At 63.5% G+C, this 22,407-nt stretch carries 25 protein-coding genes; 14 read left to right on the top strand and 11 right to left on the bottom strand.

Features of this window, described 5'->3' with window-relative positions; all coding sequences use genetic code 11:
• Positions 1-71: 71 nt before the first annotated feature.
• From AC56PL_RS03270 to AC56PL_RS03260, 3 genes are read left to right on the top strand one after another with little or no spacing between them, the layout of a single operon-like run.
• A complete protein-coding gene (locus AC56PL_RS03270) occupies positions 72-1,103 on the top strand; it encodes an endonuclease domain-containing protein (RefSeq protein ID WP_497153004.1) in 1,032 nt (343 codons plus the stop codon).
• Entirely contained in the window at positions 1,100-1,747 is a 648-nt protein-coding gene (locus AC56PL_RS03265) for a hypothetical protein (RefSeq protein WP_497153003.1), read from the top strand. Before AC56PL_RS03270 ends, AC56PL_RS03265 begins: the two co-directional genes overlap by 4 nt.
• Positions 1,744-4,986 carry a helicase HerA domain-containing protein gene (locus AC56PL_RS03260; protein WP_497153002.1) on the top strand — a complete coding sequence of 1,081 codons (3,243 nt, stop codon included), beginning with the start codon at positions 1,744-1,746 and terminating at the stop codon, positions 4,984-4,986. The genes AC56PL_RS03265 and AC56PL_RS03260 overlap by 4 nt, the downstream gene beginning before the upstream one ends.
• 66 nt (positions 4,987-5,052) lie before the next feature.
• Here the strand turns inward: AC56PL_RS03260 and rpsQ are convergent, their stop codons facing one another.
• The 11 genes from rpsQ to rpsJ are packed head-to-tail and all read right to left on the bottom strand — an operon-like array spanning position 5,053 to position 10,373.
• Positions 5,053-5,343, bottom strand: a complete 291-nt coding sequence (gene rpsQ / locus AC56PL_RS03255; RefSeq protein ID WP_495514971.1) for a 30S ribosomal protein S17 — start codon at positions 5,341-5,343, stop codon at positions 5,053-5,055.
• The gene (rpmC, locus tag AC56PL_RS03250; protein ID WP_482135418.1) at positions 5,340-5,582 is read right to left on the bottom strand and encodes a 50S ribosomal protein L29; all 243 of its coding nucleotides are present in this window, start codon (positions 5,580-5,582) and stop codon (positions 5,340-5,342) included. Before rpmC ends, rpsQ begins: the two co-directional genes overlap by 4 nt.
• Positions 5,582-5,998, bottom strand: a complete 417-nt coding sequence (gene rplP, locus AC56PL_RS03245) for a 50S ribosomal protein L16 (protein WP_482135419.1) — start codon at positions 5,996-5,998, stop codon at positions 5,582-5,584. Before rplP ends, rpmC begins: the two co-directional genes overlap by 1 nt.
• A 3-nt stretch (positions 5,999-6,001) precedes the next feature.
• Positions 6,002-6,835: a 30S ribosomal protein S3 gene (gene rpsC / locus AC56PL_RS03240; RefSeq protein ID WP_495514970.1), complete on the bottom strand. Its 834-nt coding sequence runs from the start codon at positions 6,833-6,835 to the stop codon at positions 6,002-6,004.
• Entirely contained in the window at positions 6,835-7,236 is a 402-nt protein-coding gene (rplV, locus tag AC56PL_RS03235) for a 50S ribosomal protein L22 (protein ID WP_495514969.1), read from the bottom strand. Before rplV ends, rpsC begins: the two co-directional genes overlap by 1 nt.
• Positions 7,237-7,518 (bottom strand): 30S ribosomal protein S19, encoded by a 282-nt coding sequence (gene rpsS / locus AC56PL_RS03230; protein ID WP_331883974.1) that lies wholly within the window; start codon positions 7,516-7,518, stop codon positions 7,237-7,239. It abuts the gene before it with no gap.
• A 19-nt stretch (positions 7,519-7,537) separates the two neighbouring features.
• On the bottom strand, positions 7,538-8,374 hold the full coding sequence (gene rplB / locus AC56PL_RS03225; protein WP_020109931.1) for a 50S ribosomal protein L2: 837 nt from the start codon (positions 8,372-8,374) through the stop codon (positions 7,538-7,540).
• A 40-nt stretch (positions 8,375-8,414) separates the two neighbouring features.
• The gene (gene rplW, locus AC56PL_RS03220; protein WP_331883968.1) at positions 8,415-8,720 is read right to left on the bottom strand and encodes a 50S ribosomal protein L23; all 306 of its coding nucleotides are present in this window, start codon (positions 8,718-8,720) and stop codon (positions 8,415-8,417) included.
• Between the two features lie 5 nt (positions 8,721-8,725).
• Positions 8,726-9,397: a 50S ribosomal protein L4 gene (rplD, locus tag AC56PL_RS03215; protein ID WP_495514968.1), complete on the bottom strand. Its 672-nt coding sequence runs from the start codon at positions 9,395-9,397 to the stop codon at positions 8,726-8,728.
• Positions 9,397-10,050 carry a 50S ribosomal protein L3 gene (gene rplC, locus AC56PL_RS03210; protein WP_028463742.1) on the bottom strand — a complete coding sequence of 218 codons (654 nt, stop codon included), beginning with the start codon at positions 10,048-10,050 and terminating at the stop codon, positions 9,397-9,399. Before rplC ends, rplD begins: the two co-directional genes overlap by 1 nt.
• Positions 10,051-10,067: 17 nt before the next feature.
• Positions 10,068-10,373 carry a 30S ribosomal protein S10 gene (gene rpsJ / locus AC56PL_RS03205; protein ID WP_003938093.1) on the bottom strand — a complete coding sequence of 102 codons (306 nt, stop codon included), beginning with the start codon at positions 10,371-10,373 and terminating at the stop codon, positions 10,068-10,070.
• A gap of 561 nt (positions 10,374-10,934) precedes the next feature.
• On the opposite strand from rpsJ, the gene AC56PL_RS03200 reads away from it, so the two are divergent.
• From AC56PL_RS03200 to AC56PL_RS03150, 11 genes are all read left to right on the top strand, one after another.
• A complete protein-coding gene (locus AC56PL_RS03200; RefSeq protein WP_497153001.1) occupies positions 10,935-11,699 on the top strand; it encodes a response regulator transcription factor in 765 nt (254 codons plus the stop codon).
• Positions 11,696-12,709: a HAMP domain-containing sensor histidine kinase gene (locus tag AC56PL_RS03195; RefSeq protein ID WP_497153000.1), complete on the top strand. Its 1,014-nt coding sequence runs from the start codon at positions 11,696-11,698 to the stop codon at positions 12,707-12,709. Before AC56PL_RS03200 ends, AC56PL_RS03195 begins: the two co-directional genes overlap by 4 nt.
• Positions 12,710-12,763: 54 nt before the next feature.
• A complete protein-coding gene (locus AC56PL_RS03190) occupies positions 12,764-14,305 on the top strand; it encodes a DUF4153 domain-containing protein (RefSeq protein ID WP_497152999.1) in 1,542 nt (513 codons plus the stop codon).
• Positions 14,306-14,330: 25 nt separating this feature from the next.
• Positions 14,331-14,819, top strand: a complete 489-nt coding sequence (locus AC56PL_RS03185; protein ID WP_497152998.1) for a hotdog fold domain-containing protein — start codon at positions 14,331-14,333, stop codon at positions 14,817-14,819.
• A gap of 169 nt (positions 14,820-14,988) precedes the next feature.
• Entirely contained in the window at positions 14,989-15,474 is a 486-nt protein-coding gene (locus AC56PL_RS03180; protein WP_495514963.1) for an Rrf2 family transcriptional regulator, read from the top strand.
• On the top strand, positions 15,471-16,727 hold the full coding sequence (locus AC56PL_RS03175) for a globin domain-containing protein (RefSeq protein ID WP_497152997.1): 1,257 nt from the start codon (positions 15,471-15,473) through the stop codon (positions 16,725-16,727). Before AC56PL_RS03180 ends, AC56PL_RS03175 begins: the two co-directional genes overlap by 4 nt.
• Positions 16,728-16,829: 102 nt before the next feature.
• Positions 16,830-17,552 (top strand): FCD domain-containing protein, encoded by a 723-nt coding sequence (locus tag AC56PL_RS03170; protein WP_495514961.1) that lies wholly within the window; start codon positions 16,830-16,832, stop codon positions 17,550-17,552.
• A 224-nt stretch (positions 17,553-17,776) separates the two neighbouring features.
• On the top strand, positions 17,777-19,315 hold the full coding sequence (locus AC56PL_RS03165) for an NCS1 family nucleobase:cation symporter-1 (RefSeq protein WP_497152996.1): 1,539 nt from the start codon (positions 17,777-17,779) through the stop codon (positions 19,313-19,315).
• A 91-nt stretch (positions 19,316-19,406) separates the two neighbouring features.
• On the top strand, positions 19,407-20,216 hold the full coding sequence (locus AC56PL_RS03160) for an aspartate/glutamate racemase family protein (RefSeq protein ID WP_497152995.1): 810 nt from the start codon (positions 19,407-19,409) through the stop codon (positions 20,214-20,216).
• 76 nt (positions 20,217-20,292) lie between these two features.
• Complete coding sequence (locus AC56PL_RS03155; RefSeq protein WP_497152994.1) at positions 20,293-21,159, top strand: glycosyltransferase family 2 protein; 867 nt, start codon at positions 20,293-20,295, stop codon at positions 21,157-21,159.
• A gap of 320 nt (positions 21,160-21,479) precedes the next feature.
• Entirely contained in the window at positions 21,480-22,397 is a 918-nt protein-coding gene (locus AC56PL_RS03150; protein WP_495514957.1) for an alpha/beta fold hydrolase, read from the top strand.
• Positions 22,398-22,407: the final 10 nt, after the last annotated feature.

The following is a 22,407-nucleotide window of genomic DNA, read 5'->3' as shown; positions in this document are numbered from 1 at the left end:
TCATCGGCCCCGGGCGATCCGCGGATCAAACTGAACCTGCCGCCGCGATCAGTTGGCTGTAGGTTCTGGCCATGGATTGGTCGGCAGCACCGGTATCGGGAATCTCCGCGCTGACCGGCCTCGGTCCGAGCGCCCTGGCAATCGCCTTGGACGATCTTCCCGACGACGCACCCGCGGTCCTGCTGATCCGTCTGGACAAGGTCACCGATATCTCACAGGTGCTGGGAGATCTTGTAGCCGACCTCGAGACAACAACCTTCCAGCTGTACCCGGCGTGGCTGCCCGGCGCCGAAGTATCACCCGGTCGCGCCACCGTCGACCGGGTCGCCGCCCGAGCGCTCGCCTCGGAACTGGCTGCGCGATCAGACCACTATCGTCCCTTTCTGATGGATCTCGCCGCCAATGCCATCGCCGCGCACACCCGGACCGAGCAGCTCATGCTGGCGGAGAAATACTCCAACACCACCCGGATGTCCGGGCTGATCCGGGTGATCAAGGCCAGCTTCGCCCGCGATCGTGTGGTCCTCGCCTTGTATTCCCCGATTCCACTGTCGCGAGAACAGCAGAATTACGTTGCTGCGGTGTGTGATTGGCTGAGCAGCTACGTCGGCCTCTGGCTCCTGGACGACATCACGGCGGACATCGACCGCTTCCCGACGGTGCCCATACGCTCCGGCGGCATCACCTCGACCAGCGTTGTCGACGAATCCCCGTGGGTCCTGCCCACCGTGACCTTCCCACCGATCTCGGGCCGACCACATCCCGCAAGCGCAGCCGAACAACGACTCGAATCGCACCTGGCCCGCCTCCCCTGGGCCGCGGAGCGCAGATGGAATCACCTTGTACCCACCGGTGAACTTCAACCGTTCGTACGAGCCGATTTGCTGTGGCCGGATGCGAGACTGGTTGTCGAGATCGACGGCGCCGATCATCGAACCGCAAACAAGTATTCAGACGATCGGCGACGGGATGTCGCCCTGCAACTCGCCGGTTATATGGTGGCGCGCTTCACAAATGAACAGGTACTGAGCGACAGCACTGCGGTTGTGGACATAATCCACAGGTTGCGTACTCGCCGCTTGGCTGAAAAGGAGCTTCCGTGACCGCGTCGGACCTCACTGGTACCGAAATGATCGTCTTGTTGGTCTTGATGGCCGAGTCCCGTGGCCTCACGAACGGTGAGATCCGAGAGCGTGGACCAGAGCTCAAAGCCCCCGCCCGTCGCAAACTCAACGCGCAAGGGCTCATCGACAGCGACACCTCGAAAGTGCCCCACCACCATTCGCTGTCCGACCGTGGCTGGGCCAAGTGCAACGAACTCCTCGGCACGACGCCACCGGCCGGCACCACCCCGCAGGGCAAGGCGCTCTTCACCGTCCTTGCAGGTTTGGGACGTCACTTCGAACGGTCGAGCCTGCGATTGGCGGATGTCTTTCTGCCATCTGAAGATTCAGTCGGCAAAGAATCATCTGAACAGCCGACGCCGGACATCGAAACCCGCGTCATCGACACCTACCGAACACTCGCGAACAAACCCGGGGCGTGGGTCGGGTTGTCCGAACTTCGGGCAAACCTGCGCAGTGTCACACGAGCCGACCTGGACACGGTGCTTCAGTCACTGTATCGCCGGCCAGGGTTCCGACTGATTCCGGAAGAAAACCGTAAGGCGCTGACCCCGGAGGCCCGCGCCGCCGCCGTATCGATCGGCAATCAGGACAAACACCTCATCAGCATGGAGCCGACGTGACATCGGTATCGCAGCTCGACGCGCTCGCCAAGGCACGAAGCGGATTCTCCAACTCCGCCCATACCCGCGACGATGTGTGGCTCTCGCACAACGACATCCACGTCGACGGACTGCACGCCAACGCCTGGCGCGCAATCGAGCGCGCCGTCGCCGATGCTCAAGAAAGCGCCGGTCCGAGCCCGCTCGGTGTGGTGTTGCAGGGGCCCGCCGGGTCAGGCAAGACACATCTCCTCGGTCAGGTCCGTGAGTACGTCCAAGCCCAGCAGGGCTACTTCGTGATGTTGGACCTGCTCGACCCCAGCGATTTCTGGCGCACACTTCTCAGTTCGCTGCTCGATTCCCTCAACCGCCAGATCAAGCCGCCGGTGGACAAGACCCAACTCCACGACGTGATGCAGCGCCTCGCAGATCTGGCAGGTACCTCACGCGTCGCCCGCCGCGCGATCTCGGGCGAAACCCTGGTCACGCCCGCGATTCTCGATGAGTTCGTGAACAGCCTTCGCAAACCACTGCCTGCCCTCATCCGCGGTCACCATGCCACCCTGCGGGCACTTGTGTTGTCCGCGGCGCCGAGCTCGCGGCTCAACGATCTCGGTATCGCCTACCTCGAGAACAACATCGATGAGATCGACCCGGCCGAACGCTCCGAATGGCAACTGCCACCCCGCGCGCTTCCCTATGAGGGAACCGTGCGGGCGATCTCGGAGTACATGGCAGCCACCGGTCCCACCGTCCTTGCCGTCGACCAGATCGATACGCTGCTGGCCCAGGCGCGTTCCGGCACCGACGCCACCACCTCGGCTGACTCGTATGCCGAGACCGTGGTCGACCAGGTGGCCCACGGATTGATGTCTGTACGTGAAGTGCTTTTGCGCACCGTGACTGTCGTGTCGTGTCTTCCGTCCGTCTGGACCATCATCGAACTCCAGGCGACGGCCTCGGTACCGGATCGATTCCGCGCCAACATCATCCTCGAAGGTCTGCCGGACGATACCTTCGCCAGGACACTCGTCGAGCGCCGACTGTCGAAATCGTTTGCAGAACTGGACTTCACACCGCCCTACCCGACCTGGCCGATCCAGGATCCGGCGTTCTCGGCCGCGACGTCCCTCAATGCCCGCTTGTTGATCAAACGCGTCGACCGGCACATCACCGAATGTCTCGACAACGAGGCCGTGACGGAACTCGAATCGCTGATCGATCAACCCGACGACGATGAGCTTCCGCCGCGACGGAATAGGAACAACACCGGTGCGGACGATCAACCTCCGGGTGATCTCGACGAGGTGTACCAACGCCACATCAAGAATGCACTGACCGCGTCGGCAGTGGACCCGAAGAAGGAAGACGACGTTGTTCCGGCGCTGCTGACCGCCGGGTTGCGGGCCTGGGCAGTCGAATCCGGTTCTGACGACTTCACCATCGACCAGGTCGGAGGCCAATACCGCCTACACGCCCGACTGCGCCAGAGCCTCGACTCCCTCACCGACGACGAACATCATTGGGCTTTCCGTGCCATCTCGGCCACACACGCCGGCGCTGTCCAATCCCGCCTACGGAATGCGTCCATCGATGCCGGTCTGTCCTCATCGGTGCCGAGACGCCAACTCTTCATCTTGCGCAACATCGCCTGGCCGGGCGGACCGAAGACAGCCGAGATGGTCAACGAGTTCACCGCGAATGGTGGCCAGGTACTGGCCTTTACATACGGAGATCTCGCCAAACTCAGCGCTCTCAACGAGATGACCAAGGCCATGCCCGCGGGATTCGACTCCTGGCTCCGAACGCATCGACCGGCCCACGACATCGAGTTCTTGAGCGCCGCACTCGGCGATGCGGGTGCCACCCCCGCGCGTGAACCCATCCCGGCAGAGCGCACCGACTGGACTACGCCTGCCGCTCCGGCAGAGCCGCAGACACCCACGATCATCGAGCCGCCCGTACCGCCGACCTCTGAGTTGTCGGCGGAGATCACCACCGAGATACCGATCTTCACCCCCGCAACCCAGCACGTCACCGCGTCCACGACCATCAGTCTCGGCGTATCCCGATCAGGCAAGACCGCGACGGTCGATCTCGAGGCACTCCGCAAGCACACGGTCATCTTCGCCGGTTCGGGTTCGGGAAAGACGGTGATGATCCGTCGGCTCATCGAAGAATGTGCCTTGCAGGGTGTTTCGGCCATCGTTCTGGATCCCAACAACGACCTCGCACGTCTCGGAACAGCCTGGCCCCAAGCACCTTCGGGCTGGTCCGGCGACGACGCCGCCAAAGCGGCCGACTACATCGACAATGTGGAAACCGTCATCTGGACTCCTCGGATATTCGGTGGCCGACCACTGAGCTTTCAGCCACTTCCCGACTTCGCTGCCGTACGGGACAATCCGGACGAGTTCGACCTGACCGTCGACGCAGCGGTATCAGCCCTCAAGCCCTATGCACGGGTTGGCGGTGCCAAGGCCACGCGTCAGGAAGCAATCCTGAAGAAGTCGATGGCGTTGTACGGCAAGAACTCCAGCGGATCATTGGTCGGATATATCGATCTGCTGGCGGATATGACAGATGACATGAGCGGCCTCACTGACACCGAGAAGTTGGCCGGCCCACTGGCAGAGAATCTCAAAGCCGCGATGATCAACAACCCCATGCTCGGCGGTGAGGGAACCGCAGTCGATCCGGCGGTCCTACTGACCCCGACCGCCGGGAAACGTGCGCGTATCTCGGTGATCAGTCTCATCGGTTTGCCCGATGACGGACAACGCCAGGGTTTTGTGAATCAGCTCCAGCTCGCGTTGTTCGCGTGGATCAAGAAGAACCCGGCCGGAGATCGCCCGCTCGGCGGACTGTTCGTGATGGACGAGGCCCAGACTCTGGCACCGGCAGGTAGGAGCACCGCCTGTACGCAGAGCACCATCGCGCTTGCCTCGCAGGCGCGAAAGTACGGCCTGGGTCTGGTTTTTGCCACCCAGTCCCCCAAGGGAATCGACAACAAGATCGTCGGCAACGCTTCCACTCAGTTCTTCGGCCGACTCAATACGCCGGTGCAGATCAGCGCCGCAAACGACATGGCCTCCGCAAAAGGCAGCCGCATCAACGACATCGGCCATCTCGGCACCGGCGAGTTCTACGTCGCCCCTGACGGTGCCGCATTCCAGAAGGTCAACACACCCCTGTGTTTGAGCTACCACCCCAGCTCACCGCTGTCCGATGAGGAAGTCCTGGCCCTGAGCCGGCAATGACCCCAACACAACAAAGCGGCCCGCCCCCTTGTCAGGGACGGGCCGCTTTGTTTGTAAACCTGTGGCCTATTTGGCCTTCTCGAGGACCTCAACCAGACGCCAGCGCTTGGTGGCGCTCGTCGGGCGGGTCTCCATCAGCCGAACGCGGTCGCCGATACCGGCGGTCTCGTTCTCATCGTGAGCCTTGACCTTGCTGGTGGTGCGGATGATCTTGCCGTAAAGCGGGTGCTTCACACGATCTTCCAGCTCGACCACAATGGTCTTCTGCATCTTGTCCGAGACGACGTACCCGATGCGCTCTTTGCGCCGTGCACGGTCCTCGGCGGACGTTTCTGTCACTTCCTGGTCCTTACTCATGCGTCGTCACCGTCCGTAGCTTCGGGTCCGGCGGCCAGGCCCAGCTCACGTTCCCGCATCACTGTGTACACGCGCGCGATTTCGCGACGCACGGTACGCAGCCGGCGGTTGTTGTCGAGCTGACCGGTGGCCATCTGGAACCGAAGGTTGAACAGCTCTTCCTTCGACTCACGCAAACGTTCGACCAGTTCTTCGTCACTGAGCTCGCGGAGCTCGGCGGCGGCGATTCCGATACTCATCAGAACAGCTCCTCCCTGGTCACGATGCGGGTTTTGATCGGGAGCTTGTGCTGCGCGCGGCGCAGGGCCTCGCGAGCAGTCTCCTCACTGGGGTAGCTCATCTCGAAGAGGATGCGACCCGGCTTGACCGGGGCGACCCACCACTCGGGTGAACCCTTACCGGAACCCATGCGGGTTTCGGCAGGCTTCTTCGTCAACGGGCGGTCGGGGAAGATGTTGATCCACACCTTGCCGCCACGCTTGATATGCCGGTTGATGGCAATACGAGCTGACTCGATCTGACGGTTGGTGATGTACGCGCTCTCCAGTGCCTGGATGCCGTAGTCACCGAACGTCACCTTGGTTCCGCCCGAGGCCTGACCTTTCAGGCTGGGGTGGTGCTGCTTGCGGTGCTTGACCCGACGAGGGATCAACATGCCTCAGCCCTCCTGGTTCTCAGCCTGCGCGGGGGCAGGCGTTGTCGCTGGAGCGTCAGCAGCCGCAGAAGTACCGGCGGTTGCCGCACGCCCTGCTTCGGTGCTGGTCGCGGTGGTGCCCGACGAACCGCTCCGCTTCGGACGTGCGGGGCGACGCGGACGACGGTCTTCGCTCGGAGCAGCAGCCGAGGACAGAGCCTCGCGCTTGCCACCGACGATGTCGCCCTTGTAGATCCACACCTTCACGCCGATACGGCCGAAGGTTGTCTTGGCCTCGTAGAGGCCGTAGTCGATGTCAGCGCGCAGGGTGTGCAGCGGCACACGACCTTCGCGGTAGAACTCGCTACGGCTCATCTCCGCACCGCCGAGGCGACCCGAGCACTGGACCCGGATTCCCTTGACGTTGGGCTGACGCATGGCCGACTGGATGGCCTTACGCATTGCCCGGCGGAATGCCACGCGGTTGCTGAGCTGCTCGGCGACACCCTGTGCCACCAGCTGAGCTTCCGACTCGGCGTTCTTGACCTCGAGGATGTTCAGCTGCACCTGCTTGCCGGACAGCTTCTCCAGGTCGCCACGGATCCGGTCTGCCTCGGCGCCGCGGCGACCGATGACGATGCCCGGACGGGCGGTGTGGATGTCGACGCGAACCCGGTCACGGGTGCGTTCGATCTCCACCTTGGCGATGCCTGCACGCTCGAGGCCGGTGGCCAGGAGCTTGCGGATGGCAACATCCTCTTTCACGTACTCCGCGTACTGCTTGTCTGCGTACCAACGGGACTTCCAGTCCGTGGTGATACCGAGACGGAAGCCGTGCGGGTTGATCTTCTGGCCCACTACTGAGCTCCCTTCCGGCGGCTGCGGCTGGTCGCCGCACCCTTGTCGGCGATGCTCTCGACGACGACGGTGATGTGGCTGGTCCGCTTACGGATCCGGAACGCACGCCCTTGGGCACGCGGACGGAAACGCTTCATGGTCGGTCCCTCGTCGGCGAACGCCTGTGACACCACGAGGGTGCGACGGTCGAGGTCGAGGTTGTTCTCGGCGTTGGCAACGGCGCTGGCAAGCACCTTCGCCACCGGCTCGCTCGCTGCCTGGGGCGCGAACTGCAGGATGTCGAGGGCCTCGTCCACGTTCTTGCCGCGAACCAGATCGATGACTCGACGCGCCTTCATGGGGGTCACACGCACGAAACGAGCGGTGGCCTTGGCGGTCGGATTGGTTGTTTCAGTACTCATCTACCGACGCTTCGCTTTCCGGTCGTCTTTGATGTGTCCCTTGAAGGTGCGCGTCGGCGCGAACTCGCCGAGCTTGTGCCCGACCATCGAATCCGAGACGAACACCGGGACGTGCTTGCGACCGTCGTGGACGGCGAAAGTGTGTCCGATGAAGTCCGGAATGATGGTGGACCGACGGGACCAGGTCTTGATGACCTGCTTGGTGCCCTTTTCGTTCTGAACATCGACCTTGCCCAACAGGTGGTCGTCGACGAACGGGCCTTTCTTGAGGCTGCGTGGCATTCTCTAACTCCCTCCTGGGTTATCGCTTGTTCTTGCCGGTGCGGCGGCGGCGGACGATGAGCTTGTCGCTCGGCTTGTTCTTGCGGGTGCGGCCCTCGGGCTTGCCCCACGGGCTGACCGGGTGGCGACCACCGGAGGTCTTACCCTCACCACCACCGTGCGGGTGGTCGACCGGGTTCATGACGACACCACGGACGGTTGGGCGCTTGCCCTTCCAGCGCATACGGCCGGCCTTGCCCCAGTTGATGTTGCTCTGCTCGGCGTTGCCCACCTCGCCGACGGTTGCGCGGCAGCGCACGTCGACTCGACGGATTTCACCGGAAGGCAGACGCACGGTGGCGTAGGCGCCTTCTTTACCGAGCAGCTGCGCGCCGGCTCCGGCAGAACGGACCAACTTGGCTCCGCCGCCCGGACGCAGTTCCACAGCGTGGATCTGGGTACCGGTCGGGATGTTGCGCAACGGCAGGTTGTTGCCCGGCTTGATGTCGGCGGTAGGACCGCTCTCGACCACGTCGAACTGCTTCAGGCCCTTGGGCGCGATGATGTAACGCTTTTCGCCATCGACGAAGTGCAGCAACGCGATCCGCGCAGTGCGGTTGGGGTCGTACTCGATGTGAGCGACCTTTGCGTTGATGCCGTCTTTGTCGTTACGACGAAAGTCGATGAGACGGTAGGCCCGCTTGTGGCCACCACCCCGGTGACGGGTCGTGATGCGACCGTGCGCGTTTCGTCCACCGGTGCTGTGCAACGGACGAACGAGTGACTTTTCCGGAGTACTACGAGTCACCTCGGCGAAGTCTGCGCCAGACGAGCCACGACGACCGGGGGTCGTCGGCTTGTACTTACGAATTGCCATGAGTCTTCTTGTCCTCTACTTCTTCTGAGTCCGAGCGGCGTCAGCCGACCGGGCCTCCGAAGATCTCGATGGGCTTACTGTCGGCGGCCAGGGTCACGATCGCGCGCTTGGTGTCCTTGCGCTTGCCGTAGCCGTACTTGGTCCGCTTGCGCTTACCCTGACGGTTGGCGGTGTTCACGCTCGTGACCTGCACGTCGAAGATTTCTTCGATGGCGATCTTGATCTGGGTCTTGTTCGACTCCGGGTGCACGAAGAACGTGTACACGTTGTCCTCGATCAGTCCGTAGGACTTCTCGGAGATCACCGGGGCCAGAATGATGTCACGGGGGTTTGCCTGAACAGTCATGAAACTCAGGCCTCCTTCTCGTCTTTGTTCGCACCAGCAATGAAGGTGCCAAGGGCTTCGCGGCTGAAGACAACCTCATCGGCGTCGAGGACGTCGTAGGTGTTCAGCTGATCCGGAGCGATCGGCAGCACATGCTGCAGGTTCGCAACGCTCTTCCATGCAGCGGTGTCCTCACGGCCGACCACCAACAGGAACTTCCGACGATCAGACAACTCTTCGAGGAACAGCCGTGCCGTCTTGGTCGACGGGGCCTGCCCGGCAACCAGTTCGGTGATCACGTGGATGCGCTCGTTGCGTGCCCGGTCGGAGAGGGCTCCGCGCAGGGCGGCTGCCTTCATCTTCTTGGGGGTGCGCTGGCTGTAGTCACGCGGCTGCGGGCCGTGGACGATGCCACCACCGGCGAACTGAGGGGCGCGGGTCGAGCCCTGACGAGCGCGACCGGTTCCCTTCTGGCGGTAAGGCTTTGCGCCACCACCGCGGACCTCGGCCCGCGTCTTGGTGGAGTGCGTGCCCTGGCGTGCAGCACCCAGCTGGGCGACGACGACCTGGTGCAGCAGCGAGATGTTCGCAGGCGCATCGAAGATCGCGGCGGGCAGTTCGACGGTTCCGTCGGTCTTGCCACCGAAGCTCTTCACATCGACCGTGCGGGTCTGCTGCTTCTCGGTGTTGACAGTCATTAGCTCGCACCACCCTTCATGGCGTCACGGACGATGACAACCGCGCCCTTGCGACCCGGGATCGCTCCCTTGATCAGCAGCAGGCCCGATTCAGCGTCCACCTTGTGGACCTTCAGGTTCTGGGTGGTGACCTTGTCATTACCCATCCGACCGGCCATCCGCATGCCCTTGAACACGCGACCGGGGGTTGCGCAGCCACCGATGGAACCGGGTGAGCGGTGCACGCGGTGCACGCCGTGGCTGGCGCCCAGGCCCTTGAAGCCGTGACGCTTCATGACACCGGCGAAGCCCTTGCCCTTGGAGGTTCCGGTCACGTCGACGAGGGCACCGTCGGCGAAGATCTCCGCCGTCAGTTCCTGTCCGACCGTGTACGGCGAAACGTCGTGGACGCGGATCTCGGCAACATGCCGGCGCGGGGTGACCCCGGCCTTGGCAAACTGACCGGCAACCGGCTTGGTGACCTTGCGCGGGTCGATGGCGCCGTAGGCGAGCTGCACGGCGGTGTAGCCGTCGGTCTCCTCGGTGCGGATCTGCGTGACCACGTTCGGTCCCGCCTTGACGACGGTCACCGGGATCACCCGGTTGTCCTCGTCGAATACCTGGGTCATCCCGAGCTTGGTGCCCAGGATTCCCTTCACATTTGTCTGAGTCATCTGTTAAATCCCGCCACTCACTGGATGTTGACGTCGACGCTGGCCGGCAGATCGATACGCATCAAGGCGTCAACGGTCTTCGGCGTGGGATCGAGGATGTCGATCAGTCGCTTGTGTGTACGCATCTCGAAGTGCTCGCGCGAGTCCTTGTACTTGTGCGGCGAGCGGATGACGCAATACACGTTCTTTTCGGTGGGCAACGGCACCGGGCCAACGACACGTGCACCCGTACGGGTCACGGTCTCCACGATCTTGCGCGCCGACGCGTCGATCGCCTCGTGGTCATAGGCCTTGAGCCGGATGCGGATCTTTTGTCCCGCCACGCTGTGTCCTCTTCCGTCATTTTCGGCTGCACAGATGAACACCTCGTGGATACGACTGTGGTCGCATCCTCGTGACCATTACCTCACGGTGGTGATCGACGCTGTTCATCTGTCATTGTTCAAAACTCGCTTGCACGAGTCGTCGTACTGCGCCCAATCTTGCGGGCCTCCGGTCCACGCACTCGGGTGTGTCGCGGTGGCTACACACACTTATGCGCATGCGCTTACCGCTTGTATCCGACTGCATCTATCTGAACTCGGGTCTATCTTTGCTTGTTGTGCACCACAACGGAAGCTCGAACCAGTTCGCAAGCCGCTTAGTTCGTCCGGTGATGCTCTTCGGTCGACAGGCGCTCTGTAGCTGGTTGGACGCATGAAAGCTTCCAGCCGGGACATACAGGGCCGCACTGCCAATCAAGGCAACCCGACAAGTATGCAATAGATCCGGCTCAGGACCAAATTCGTCCGGTCGAGGCCGCCATCTGCCTTGCGCCCGGGTCTTCACAGCTTCTTCACAACTTCTCCGCAGTGCCTGTACAACCCCGGCCTAGTGTCACTTCCATGACCGCCGACCCACCGCAGACGCAGCGTAGCGAAGCCCGACCGGACAACTGCTTGCCCTCTGTCTTGGTTGTCGACGACGAACCGTTGATCCGGCAGGCCATCACCGAGCGGCTGCGCGCAGAGGGGTTTGACGTCGCCACCGCGGACACCGGCCCGATGGCAGTCGAAGAGCACCGCAACATCTGCCCCGACGTGGTGATCCTCGATCTGATGCTGCCCGGCATGGACGGCCTCGAGGTCTGCAGGCGGATTCAGGCGCACTCCCCCACCCCGGTACTCATGCTGACCGCCCGGTCAGGGGAGACCGATCTGGTGATCGGTTTGGGTGTCGGCGCCGATGACTACCTGTCGAAGCCGTTTTCGATGCGCGAGCTCGTGGCCCGCACGCGAGCGTTGCTCCGTCGGGTCGAACGCTACGGTTCGGCGGATCCGGGATCGGCGGAGGCGGAACCGGTCGACCCGCAGCGACAGGTTCAGACACTCGGTGAGCTCCGGATCGATCACTCCGCCCGGGAGGTCCGGGTCGCAGGCGAACCCGTGCACCTGACCCGGACGGAGTTCGACCTGTTGGTCTCGCTGGCGGACCGACCCGGTGCGGTCTTGAGTCGCGGGCAACTCCTCGAGTCGGTCTGGCACTGGCCGGGCGCCGGCGAAACGCGCACCGTCGATTCGCACGTGCGGTCATTGCGCCAGAAGGTCGGCGCCCATCACATTCGTACCGTCCACGGCGTCGGCTATGCCCTCGGTGGCGAGCGACGATGACCGTCTCGGTGCCCCGCCTGCGGTTGCCCCGACCTCTGGATGCGATCCAGTCCTTCAAGTTCAAGACCGCGATCGTCGTCGGCGGTGCCCTGTTCACCTCCAGCGTCTCGTTCTGGGTGACAGCTCAGTGGCAGTTCCGATACGCGTTGCTGACGGCGATGGTGGTCGCGTTCGTGGTGACCTATGTCCTCGCCCACGGCATGACCTCACCATTGCGCGAGATGACCAGAGCCGCACGCCGGATGTCGGGCGGCGACTACAGCGTCCGGGTCCGCGCCACCTCCAGGGATGAGATCGGCACCCTGGCCGACGCCTTCAACCAGATGGCCGACGACCTCGCCCATGAGGACAAATACCGCCGGGAGGTGATCGGAAATGTCGCACACGAGCTCCGGACACCGGTCGCGGCGTTACATGCCGTCCTCGAGAACCTGGTCGACGGCGTGAGTACACCTGATCCCCACACGCTCGAGATGGCACTCAGCCAGACCGACCGGCTGGGCCGGCTGATCAACGAGTTGTTGGACCTGTCCAGGGTCGAGGGAGGTGTCACGCCACTCGACTGCCACCGGGTGGACCTCCACCGCTTCGTCGTCGCCGCGGTCGGTGAGTGTCGACTGCGATCGAAACCGGGAATCGACTTCGTGGTCGAGATACCGCCCACCCTGTACGTCGAGGCCGACGAGGCGCGTCTGCATCAGGTACTCGCAAATCTGCTCGACAACGCCGCCCGCCACTCCCCGATTGACGGCCAGGTACTGGTGACCGCCCGGTCGGACGGCGACACCGTCGTCATCGACGTGGTCGACCAGGGACCGGGAATCGCCCCTGCCGAGCGCAGCCGGATCTTCGACCGATTCACCCGTGGCGGAACGCGCGACGGCGGAACCGGATTGGGCCTGGCGATCGCCCAATGGGTGGTCAACCTACATGCCGGCGACATCGGTGTCGTCGACGATCCGGGCGGATGCCGGATCCGGATCCGCCTGCCAGTGCGCGCAGCTGCCTGACCACTGCGCACCTGTTCACCGCTATTTCACACCATCACCGAGAGGGGCTGCCCCATGCCCGAAATCGCCCGTCCACTAGGCCCGTCCGTGTCGTTGGTCAAGAAGCCGAGGCACGAAGAAGTACGGCCCGACCGCTCTCCGTGGCCGACCATCTCGCCACGACTTCCTGTCGGCGCCCCACCGAAAGTGCTTGCCGCGGTGTTTGTTGCCACCGTTGTCGCCATGGCCTCGATGCCGACGACGGTCGCGGCGATCGGCATCGCCGCCACCGGCGTCGTGGCACTGGCTGCAGTGTTCGCGGGCTCCCCGGAGCGGCCAACCCCGTCCCAACTACTCACCGCGCTCGGCATCGTCGCACTGTTGCTGGTCGCCGGTTGGCGAAGCGCCGAATGGTTGGCACTGGTCTGTATCGCGACCGCGATGGTTGCCACCGGCGCGCTGCTGATCGGTGGCCGGACGATCCGCGACATGATCTTCACCGTGTTCGCACCGATCATTTTGTTCCCCCGGGCAATCGGGTGGGTGTTCCGAGGAACCTCTGCGACGTATGTGACCAGGACGTCGACCAAGAACTTCGGTGCGATCCTCAAGGTCGTCACGGTGACGCTGCTGCTGCTGGTTGTCTTCGGTGCGTTGTTCGCCGGTGCGGACGCGACATTCGGGTCGTTGATCAGCAAGGTCGTCCCCGACATCGGTGAGGTCGACGTCCGGTCGAACGTTGTCGGCGGGGTGTTCGTCGGCATCTTCACCGCCATCGGCTGCTACGCACGGTTTGGTCACCCACGTCTTCGTGATCGGGTATCCACGAAAGCGACCGAAGCCTGGATGTGGGCGGTACCGACCGGCACGGTTCTGTTCCTGTACATCGCATTCCTGATCACCCAGACCCGCGCCATGTTCGGTGGCGACGACTACGTCCAGAAGACCGCAGGGCTCACGTATGCCGCCTATGCACGTTCCGGCTTCTGGCAGCTCTTTGCCGTGACGGCCCTGACCATCGTGGTCGTGTCGGTGGCCTGGCAACGTGCCGACCGGAGCACACCCGCGGGCAGATTCCTGGTCCGAGTGATCCTCGGCGGACTGTGCCTGTCAGCGCTGGCCGTGGTGGTCTCGGCTCTGCATCGCATGAACCTGTACATGGACGCCTTCGGCGCCACCCGCCTGCGAGTCGGCGTGCTGGCAACTGAATTGTGGCTCGGCGCAGTACTCCTGGCCTTGATCGTGGCAGGTGCCGGACTCGGCACTCGTCAATTGGTTCGGACCATCGGCATCCTCACGATCGCCGGAGTGTTGGCGTTCGCCATCTACAACCCCGACCTTCGCGTCGCGCAGGCCAATGTCGACCGCTTCGAACGCACCGGCAAGATCGACGGCTACTACTTGTCGACGCTCTCCCCCGACGCGACCGGCGCGCTGCTCGGGCTTCCCGATGACCTCCGCAGGTGTGTACTGCGCAACATCGCCGCCGATGTATCGGACGAACAGAACGGCATGGACTTCAACGTGGGGCGCAGTCGGGCTCGATCCGAACTGGATGACCAACCGGCTATGGCGGCGGATGCGAACCCCGCTGAAGGCTGCTCGTACCGACGCTAACTTACCGATCGGTAATATCGAGCTCATGCCGTCCACACACAGTTCCGTCAGCCCCACCTACCGCCTGCGCCAGAAGCTGCCTGCCGGACGTCTGGGCTCAGCGCTCTTCTCGGTGGGGATCTGCTTCCGCGTTCCGTATTTCGCGACGATCCTGCCGTATGTCAAAACCATGGAACCCGGACGATGCGAGGTCACCGCCCCCAAGTGGTACGGCATCCGGAACCATCTGGGCACCTTCCATGCCATCGCCGCGTGCAACCTGGCCGAGACCGCGATGGGCATGCTCATGGAGGCCACCGTCCCATCGACACACCGCTGGATCCCGAAAGCGATGACCAGCCAGTACCTGAAGAAGGCCACTACCGGCTTACGGGCCGTTGCGACCCTGCGCGAACCACTCGACTTCGCCACCATCACCGAGGGCCGCGACGTGGTCGTCGACATCGCGATCACCGACACCTACGGGGTCGAAGTGGTCCACTGCGACATCACCACCTGGGTCACCCCGGCGTAACCGAACGCCACACACTCGGGTCGAACTCCGCCTCCCGGGTAGGTCGAAGGTCCCGGATTTGCCAAAGCTCACCGCGTAACCGCAGGTACAAAAACCGCACGTCACATGGTGTTTGACCACACATCGATAAAATGCGCATCCGGGATGCGCAATTACTACGGTGAGTCGTATGCAGCTGACCCGATTCACCGACCTCGGTCTGCGGGCGATGATGCTGCTCGCCGCGGCCGAGGAAGACGGCCATCGGGTCACCACCGGCGCAATTGCGCACAGCGTTGCCGCTTCTGAGAATCACGTCGCGAAAGCCGTGGCCCGACTCGTCGATCTCGGCCTGGTCCACTCGCAACGGGGCAGGCGCGGCGGGCTCTCCCTGACCGACGCCGGTCGCCATGCCTCGGTCGGTCGACTGATCCGCCAGCTCGAAGGCGACAACGAGGTCGTCGACTGCGCCGGGGACAACCCCTGCCCGCTCCTGCCTGCCTGTCGCCTGCGGCGTGCGCTCGCCGACGCCAAGGAAGCGTTCTACGCCGCCCTCGACCAGCACGTCGTCAGCGATCTGGTCAAAGGCACGCAGATACCGCTTCTCCCCCTCATCCGGCTTCCCCACCCTTCCGCCGAACAACTGTTGTCACCCACCGAGAGGACACATCCATGACCACTACCGCATCCACACCTGCCCCAGAGCGGCTCACCGCAACCCGGGCACAGACCCTCGAACCGCATCACGCGGAGATGATCGCCGCGACGCTGCCGCTGGTCGGCGCGAACATCGATGCCATCACCACCGAGTTCTACCGGCGCCTGTTCGCCGACCACCCCGAATTGCTCCGCAATCTGTTCAATCGGTCCAATCAGGCCCAGGGCACCCAGCAGCGCGCGCTGGCCGCATCCATTGCCACGTACGCGACGCACCTCATCGATCCGGCGTTGGAGGATCCCGCGGAACTGCTCAGCCGGATCGGACACAAGCACGCATCGCTCGGGGTGACGGCCGACCAGTACCCGCTGGTTCACACCCATCTGTTCGCCGCAATCGTCGAGGTCCTCGGGGCCGAGACCGTCACCGCCGACGTCGCGGCCGCGTGGGACCGGGTCTACTGGTTGATGGCGAACACCCTGATCGACCTCGAACATCGCCTCTACGCGGGCGCGGGGGTCGGGGACGGCGATGTCTTCCGCCGCGCGCGTGTCACCGCAAGGGCGGACGATCCCTCCGGGACGGTCGTGCTCACCGTCGCCGCCACCGACGGGACATTTCCGGACTTCCTTCCGGGACAATACATCTCGGTTGGTACAACACTTGCCGACGGCGCTCGGCAGATCCGCCAGTACAGCCTGATCAACACGCCCGGGTCCGGTGAGCTCACGTTCGCCGTCCGCCCTGTTGCCGCGACCGCCGACGCACCCGCCGGAGAGGTGTCGACACACATCGCCGCGCATGTGGCCGTCGGTGACCTACTGGACGTCAGCATCCCGTTCGGCGATCTCCCCGTCGCCAGTGTCGGTTCGCGGCCGCTGGTCCTGATCTCCGCGGGCATCGGGATCACGCCGATGGTCGGCATCCTCGAACACCTCGCGGCGCATGCCCCGGGCTGCCGGGTACAAGCCCTACACGCCGACAAGTCGCCGGACGCGCATCCGTTGCGGCAGCGCCAGCGTGAGCTGATCGGCGAACTCACCGACGGCAGCCTCGACGTCTGGTACGAGATCCCCGGCCAAGACGCGCCGTCGATCCACCATGGTTTGATGCAGGTCGACACCATCACATTCGATGAGGACGCAGAGTTCTTCCTCTGCGGGAACAACGGTTTCGTCCAGGCGATCCGAGGCCAGCTCCTCGCCCGCGGTGTGGCATCAGGGCGATTGCACTGCGAGCTCTTCTCACCCAACGACTGGCTCCTGGGCTGACGGGTCCGGTCGGGGCGGGCACGGTCGAGAAGCCAACTGTGTCATCGGCGCTTAGAATCCACCGATACCCCCCGCCCCGACCGTCCACCCACAGAGGTCGCCTTGCCATCACAACCACCGATTCGTCCATTGATCAGCTATCTGAACGGTGAACTCGCGGGCAGCGCACAGGCCAGTGTGTTCGATGAACTGCGCCGCGTCATCCTCGACGGCAGCGCCGCCCCCGGGTCGCCGATCCCGGTGGGCAGTGTCGCCGAATTGTTCGGCGTGAGCGCGATACCGGTGCGAGAGGCCCTGAAAACCCTTGTCGGCGAGGGCCTGGTGGGTCACCAGACGGGCGGCGGATACTACGTCGCACAGCTGACGCTGACCGAACTCCGAGAGATCTACTTCGTGCGTGGCGTGCTCGAACAGGCCGCGCTGACCCGGGCCTGCGCGGTGGCCACAGAGGCCGACCTCGACCGCGCCCGCTCCGAACACCGGGCGCTACAAGAGGCCACCATCGCCGGCGACCGCAAGGCCTATCACGTGCATTCACGCCGTTTCCATCAAGCGCTGGTCGGCCCCTGCGGAATGCATCGACTACTCAACATGTTCGACTCCACCTGGGACATCACCGAACCGTTCCAGGTGATGCAGCGGGCGACCGGCCCCACCCAGCTTCAGCTGCACAGCGACCACGAGAAGATGATCAACGCCATGGCCCGGCGCGATGCCATCGAGCTTGTTGCCGTTGCGCAAGAACATCATCGGCGCCTCGAATCGGTGATCATCGAAACTGCCGCCGAACTGAACGTCGCCCACGAAGAATCCACACCCACGTAGCGCCCGAACGCACCGGAACTACGTGGCCTCCTCTGCGATGATGGTCTGAACGCCAGACGAGCGCGGTCAATCCACAGCCCCTCGCGGAATATATCCACTTCCCTGGGCCAGACCCGCGCTAATTGTTACGCACGTAATCCCCGGGAAATATCGCGATCTTAGGTTTTCTTCAGTCCCACGAGGAGCCCGAATCCAGGTTCCGTTCCGACGCCGAAGGAATGCCCATGACCGATGTTCAATCCCCCGATTCAGAGGTCCCGACAAATCATCACAATGCCGCCGGCGAGAGCGTCATCAAGCTCAGCTACGACCAGCGGTTGACCAACGAGGATCTGGCTCCGCTGCGGAATCAGACCTGGACCTGGTACAACATCTTCGCGTTCTGGATGTCCGATGTGCACAGCGTCGGCGGATACGTGTTCGCGGGCAGCCTGTTTGCCCTCGGCATTGCCGCGTGGCAGGTGCTGGTCGCCTTGGTCATCGGCATCGTGATCGTCAACCTGCTGTGCAATCTGGTCGCCAAACCCTCTCAGCAGGCCGGGGTTCCTTATCCGGTGACCACCCGCATCGCTTTCGGTGTCCGCGGCGCCAATGTTCCCGCCATCATTCGCGGTCTCATCGCAGTCGCCTGGTACGGCATCCAAACATACTTGGCCTCAGTGGCTTTCGGATTGCTGGCCCTCAAGTTCTGGCCCTCACTCGACAAGTACAGCGAGAGCGGCGACATGTCCTTCCTCGGACTCTCGCCGCTCGGCTGGGCCGGCTTCATGCTCATGTGGGTACTGCAGGCGGTCGTCTTCTGGAACGGCATGGAAACGATCCGCAAGTTCATCGACTTCTGCGGTCCCGCCGTCTACGTCGTCATGGTCATCTTGGCCGGCTACCTGATCTGGAAAGCCGGCTGGGACAACGTCAGCTTCGACCTCTCGGTGGGTGAATCCAAGACCGGCTGGGCTTCCATCACCGCCCTCATCTCGGCGATAGCCCTTGTGGTGTCGTACTTCTCGGGTCCGATGCTCAACTTCGGCGACTTCTCGCGGTACGGCAAGTCGTTCAGCGAGGTCAAGAAGGGCAACTTCTGGGGCCTGCCCGTGAACTTCCTGTTCTTCTCGATCCTGGTGGTGTGCACGGTTTCTGCCGGTGCCACCGTGATCGGCAAGGACGACGCAGGCAACATCATCACCGACCCGGTCCACATCGTGGACAAGATCGACAACACCACAGCGGCGGTGCTCGGTGTGCTCACCTTTGCCATCGCGACCATCGGCATCAACATCGTGGCCAACTTCGTCTCCCCCGCATTCGACTTCTCGAATGTGGCACCGACCAAGATCACCTGGCGCACCGGCGGCATGATCGCCGCGGTCGGCTCGATCCTGATCACGCCGTGGAACCTCTACAACAATCCGGACGCGATCCACTACACGCTGGACACGCTCGGTGCGGTGATCGGACCGCTGTTCGGCATCCTCATCGCAGACTTCTATCTCATCAAGAAGCAGAAGATCGACGTCGACGATCTGTTCACGATGGACGAGAACTCGCAGTATTACTTCCGCGGGGGCGTCAACCCGGTGGCGGTCGTATCCACGGTCATCGCTGCACTGGTCCCGATCGGTGTTGTGATCTGGGGTACCGCATATCAGGCGAGTTTCACGTGGTTCATCGGCGCCGCCATCGGATTCGTCCTGTACATGGCGGGGATGAAGTACCTGCCGCAGCACCTGATCTACGGAACCCGCCCGGCCCCGGTCGAGGCCTGAGCCCTCCGATGATGTGGCCTTCTGGCGAACAAACCCGCAGGTCGCGGTCGCCAAAAGGCCACATCATCGGTGTAGCGAGGAGCATGAAGCAATGCGCATCTGCGTGATCAACCCGAACACGACGGCGTCGATGACCGACCAGATCGCCACCGCCGCACGATCGGTGGCCGGGCCCGGAACGGAGATCGTGCCGCTCACCTCGACGATGGGGCCCGCCTCGATCGAGTCGCACTACGACGAGGCACTCGCGGTACCCGGTGTGCTCGAGGCAATCCTGACGTCCGAACGCAGTGACCGCCGCGCGGACGGGTATCTGCTGGCCTGTTTCGGTGACCCCGGGCTTGATGCGGCGCGAGAAGTCTCGTCGGGTCCGGTACTCGGGATCGCCGAGGCCGGTATGCATGCGGCGTCGATGTTGGGGCGGCGATTCTCTGTGGTCACCACATTGGGCCGGACGATCGGCCGGGCCGAGGAACTGGCCGAAAGATACGGGATGAGCAAGCACTGCATCGGGTTCCACGCGTGCGAGATCCCGGTACTGGAGCTCGAATCCAACCCTGAGACCGCCGCGATCCTCATCGAGGCCTGCCGCTCGGCCGCCGAGGCCGATGGCTGCGACGCAATCCTGCTCGGGTGCGCTGGAATGGCAGACCTGGCCAAGACCATCAGCGCAAAAATCGGGCTACCGGTGATCGACGGAGTCGCCGCCGGGACAGCGTTCCTGCAGTCGTTGATCACCCTCGGCATGGCGCCGGCGGGTGTCGGCGAATGGGCGCCCCCGCGACCCAAACACTATGCGGGCCTGCTCGCCGGGTTTGGCATCCCAGCAACACAGCCGGCCCGGAAAACACCCGATAACTGCGCGCAGCAGTCGGATTCTGCACCCGTCTGGGTCCAATGAACATTTCTACCTGAGAAAAGCCTGTCATTGATACTGCTTTGTCTTCGCGTTCAATATTCAGGCACACTGGACTCCAATGCATAAACCGACGATGTCACTGGTAATACCCGCCTACAACGAGGCCGAGACAATCGGCTGGTTATTGGACTCGCTGAAAACCGAGCTCGACGAACTCGACGAGATCATCGTCGTCGACAACAATTCGACCGATGACACCGCAGCGATCGCCGCCTCGTTCTGCGAGCAGATCCCGCAGCTGCGGGTCGTCAAAGAGACCAGGCGGGGTGTGATCGCCGCACGAAATGCGGGCTTCGACGATGTCACCAGTGACATCATCGGCCGCCTCGACGCAGACACCCGTGCCAAGCCCGGATGGGCGGCCGCGGTCCGGGACTTCTTCGCCCGCGCCGACGAGACCGTCGGAGCCGGAACCGGGCTCTTCGACCAGTACGACATGCCACTGCAGTGGCTTCACCGGCGTCTCGTCAAGCTGGCGATGTCGAATGCCGACCGCAATGGTGGCGACATACCGTCGCTCTTCGGGGCCAACATGGCAATCCGCCGCACGACCTGGGAAAAGATCCGGCCGATCCTGCTCGAACAGGACGGAATCTTCGACGACCTCGATATCACGTTGTGTACCAAGGAGACCGGCCAGCGCAGCGTGTTCATCCCGAACATGGAGATCGGCGCCTCTGGGCGGCGCATGCTGTCGAGCACCGCCATCTATCGGCAGTTCACCGCGTATATGCCGGCCACCTTGGAAGCCCGCGGCATGCCCGAGGCGGCGAAGCGGTCGTGGGCAAACGTGCGCACGATGCGACTGCTCCACCGGCTTTTCTGGGTGCCCGCGCGGGCCTGGGACCCCGTCAAGGGCCGGTACTCTCCACGACAACTCTTCTCCGAGCGACAGCAGCGCGTCCTGCCCTACGGCTCCGACTGAGTCGACGCCGACAGCCGATCACGGTGGATCGGACGGGTGGTCGACCCCGCGTACCGGACACACAGGGCTTTCGGTCACGTACGCGGCGGGCTCGTGGTGTCAATTCGCTCACAGTTTCAAAACTGCATCGTCGCGAAAGATTGTCATCCAAAATTTGTGCGGAAGCCGAATACTGACAATAGCGGCGCCCTCACAGGGAAAATGCACAACAGCAAATCCGCGACCGGGGGAGTTGCAAGCGCGAATAATCGGCGTGCGATCATGAAATGTGGGGACAACCGATTCTTCGATGACATATCGCAGCTGGAGGTAGCACATTGATGCGTGATTGGCGGCGCCCGATCGGCGCATTGACTGTTGCTGTCCTGCTCAGCATCGGCGCCCATGTCGGCGTGAGCGCGCCTGCGCAGGCCGCGCCTGCGCGATCACCCCAAGGCGCCAATGATCCTTCGTGCGTTCCGTCCGCAGAGCACCCTCGTCCGGTTGTTCTCGTACACGGCACGTGGGCCGACATGGACACCACGTGGAAGACCCTGGCCCCCAGACTGAAAGACGAGGGCTACTGCGTATATGCCCTCAACTACGGGAAGAGTGTTCCGGGCTCCGGCCAGAACCTTCTCGATCTGGTCGGCGGCGACACCGTGGTCCGGTCCGCGCAGACGCTCGCCGGCTTCGTCGCACAGGTCCGGACGCAAACCGGTGCCGCGCAGGTCGATCTGATCGGCCATTCGCAGGGCGCCCTGGTGGCACGCGAATACTTGAAGAATGCGGGCGGCACCGACATCGCCAACCCGGCGCAGAACGCGGTGCACACGCTCATCAGTCTGGCGGGGACCAATCAGGGCACGAGCTTCCACCTGAACCAGGGACTCGGTGCCATCGCGCAGTTGCTCGGGATCCCGGTGATCGAGCTGTTCAACGCCGCAGTCGGTCCCTCGTATGTCGAGCAGATGGCGGGGTCACCTTTCCTCAGCGACCTCAATGGAGGCGGCGACACCCGGCCCGGCGTCGAGTACGTCGCCATCGCAACGCGTGACGACATGATGGTCACACCGGCCGAGAACGCCTTCCTCGTGCCCTCCCCCGGCCATACCGTGCGGAACGTCTGGGTCCAGGACGGTTGCGCCGCAGCAAAAGTCGACCACATGCAGGTGACCAGCAGCCCCCGCGCCATCTGGCTCACGCTCGACGCACTCGATCCCGGATACGGCGCGAACCATCCCGCCCCCTGCCCGTAGCGGCCTTCGC

It is taken from the genome of Williamsia sp. Y721 (assembly GCF_059683565.1).
This window is presented reverse-complemented; position numbering and strand designations above follow the sequence as displayed.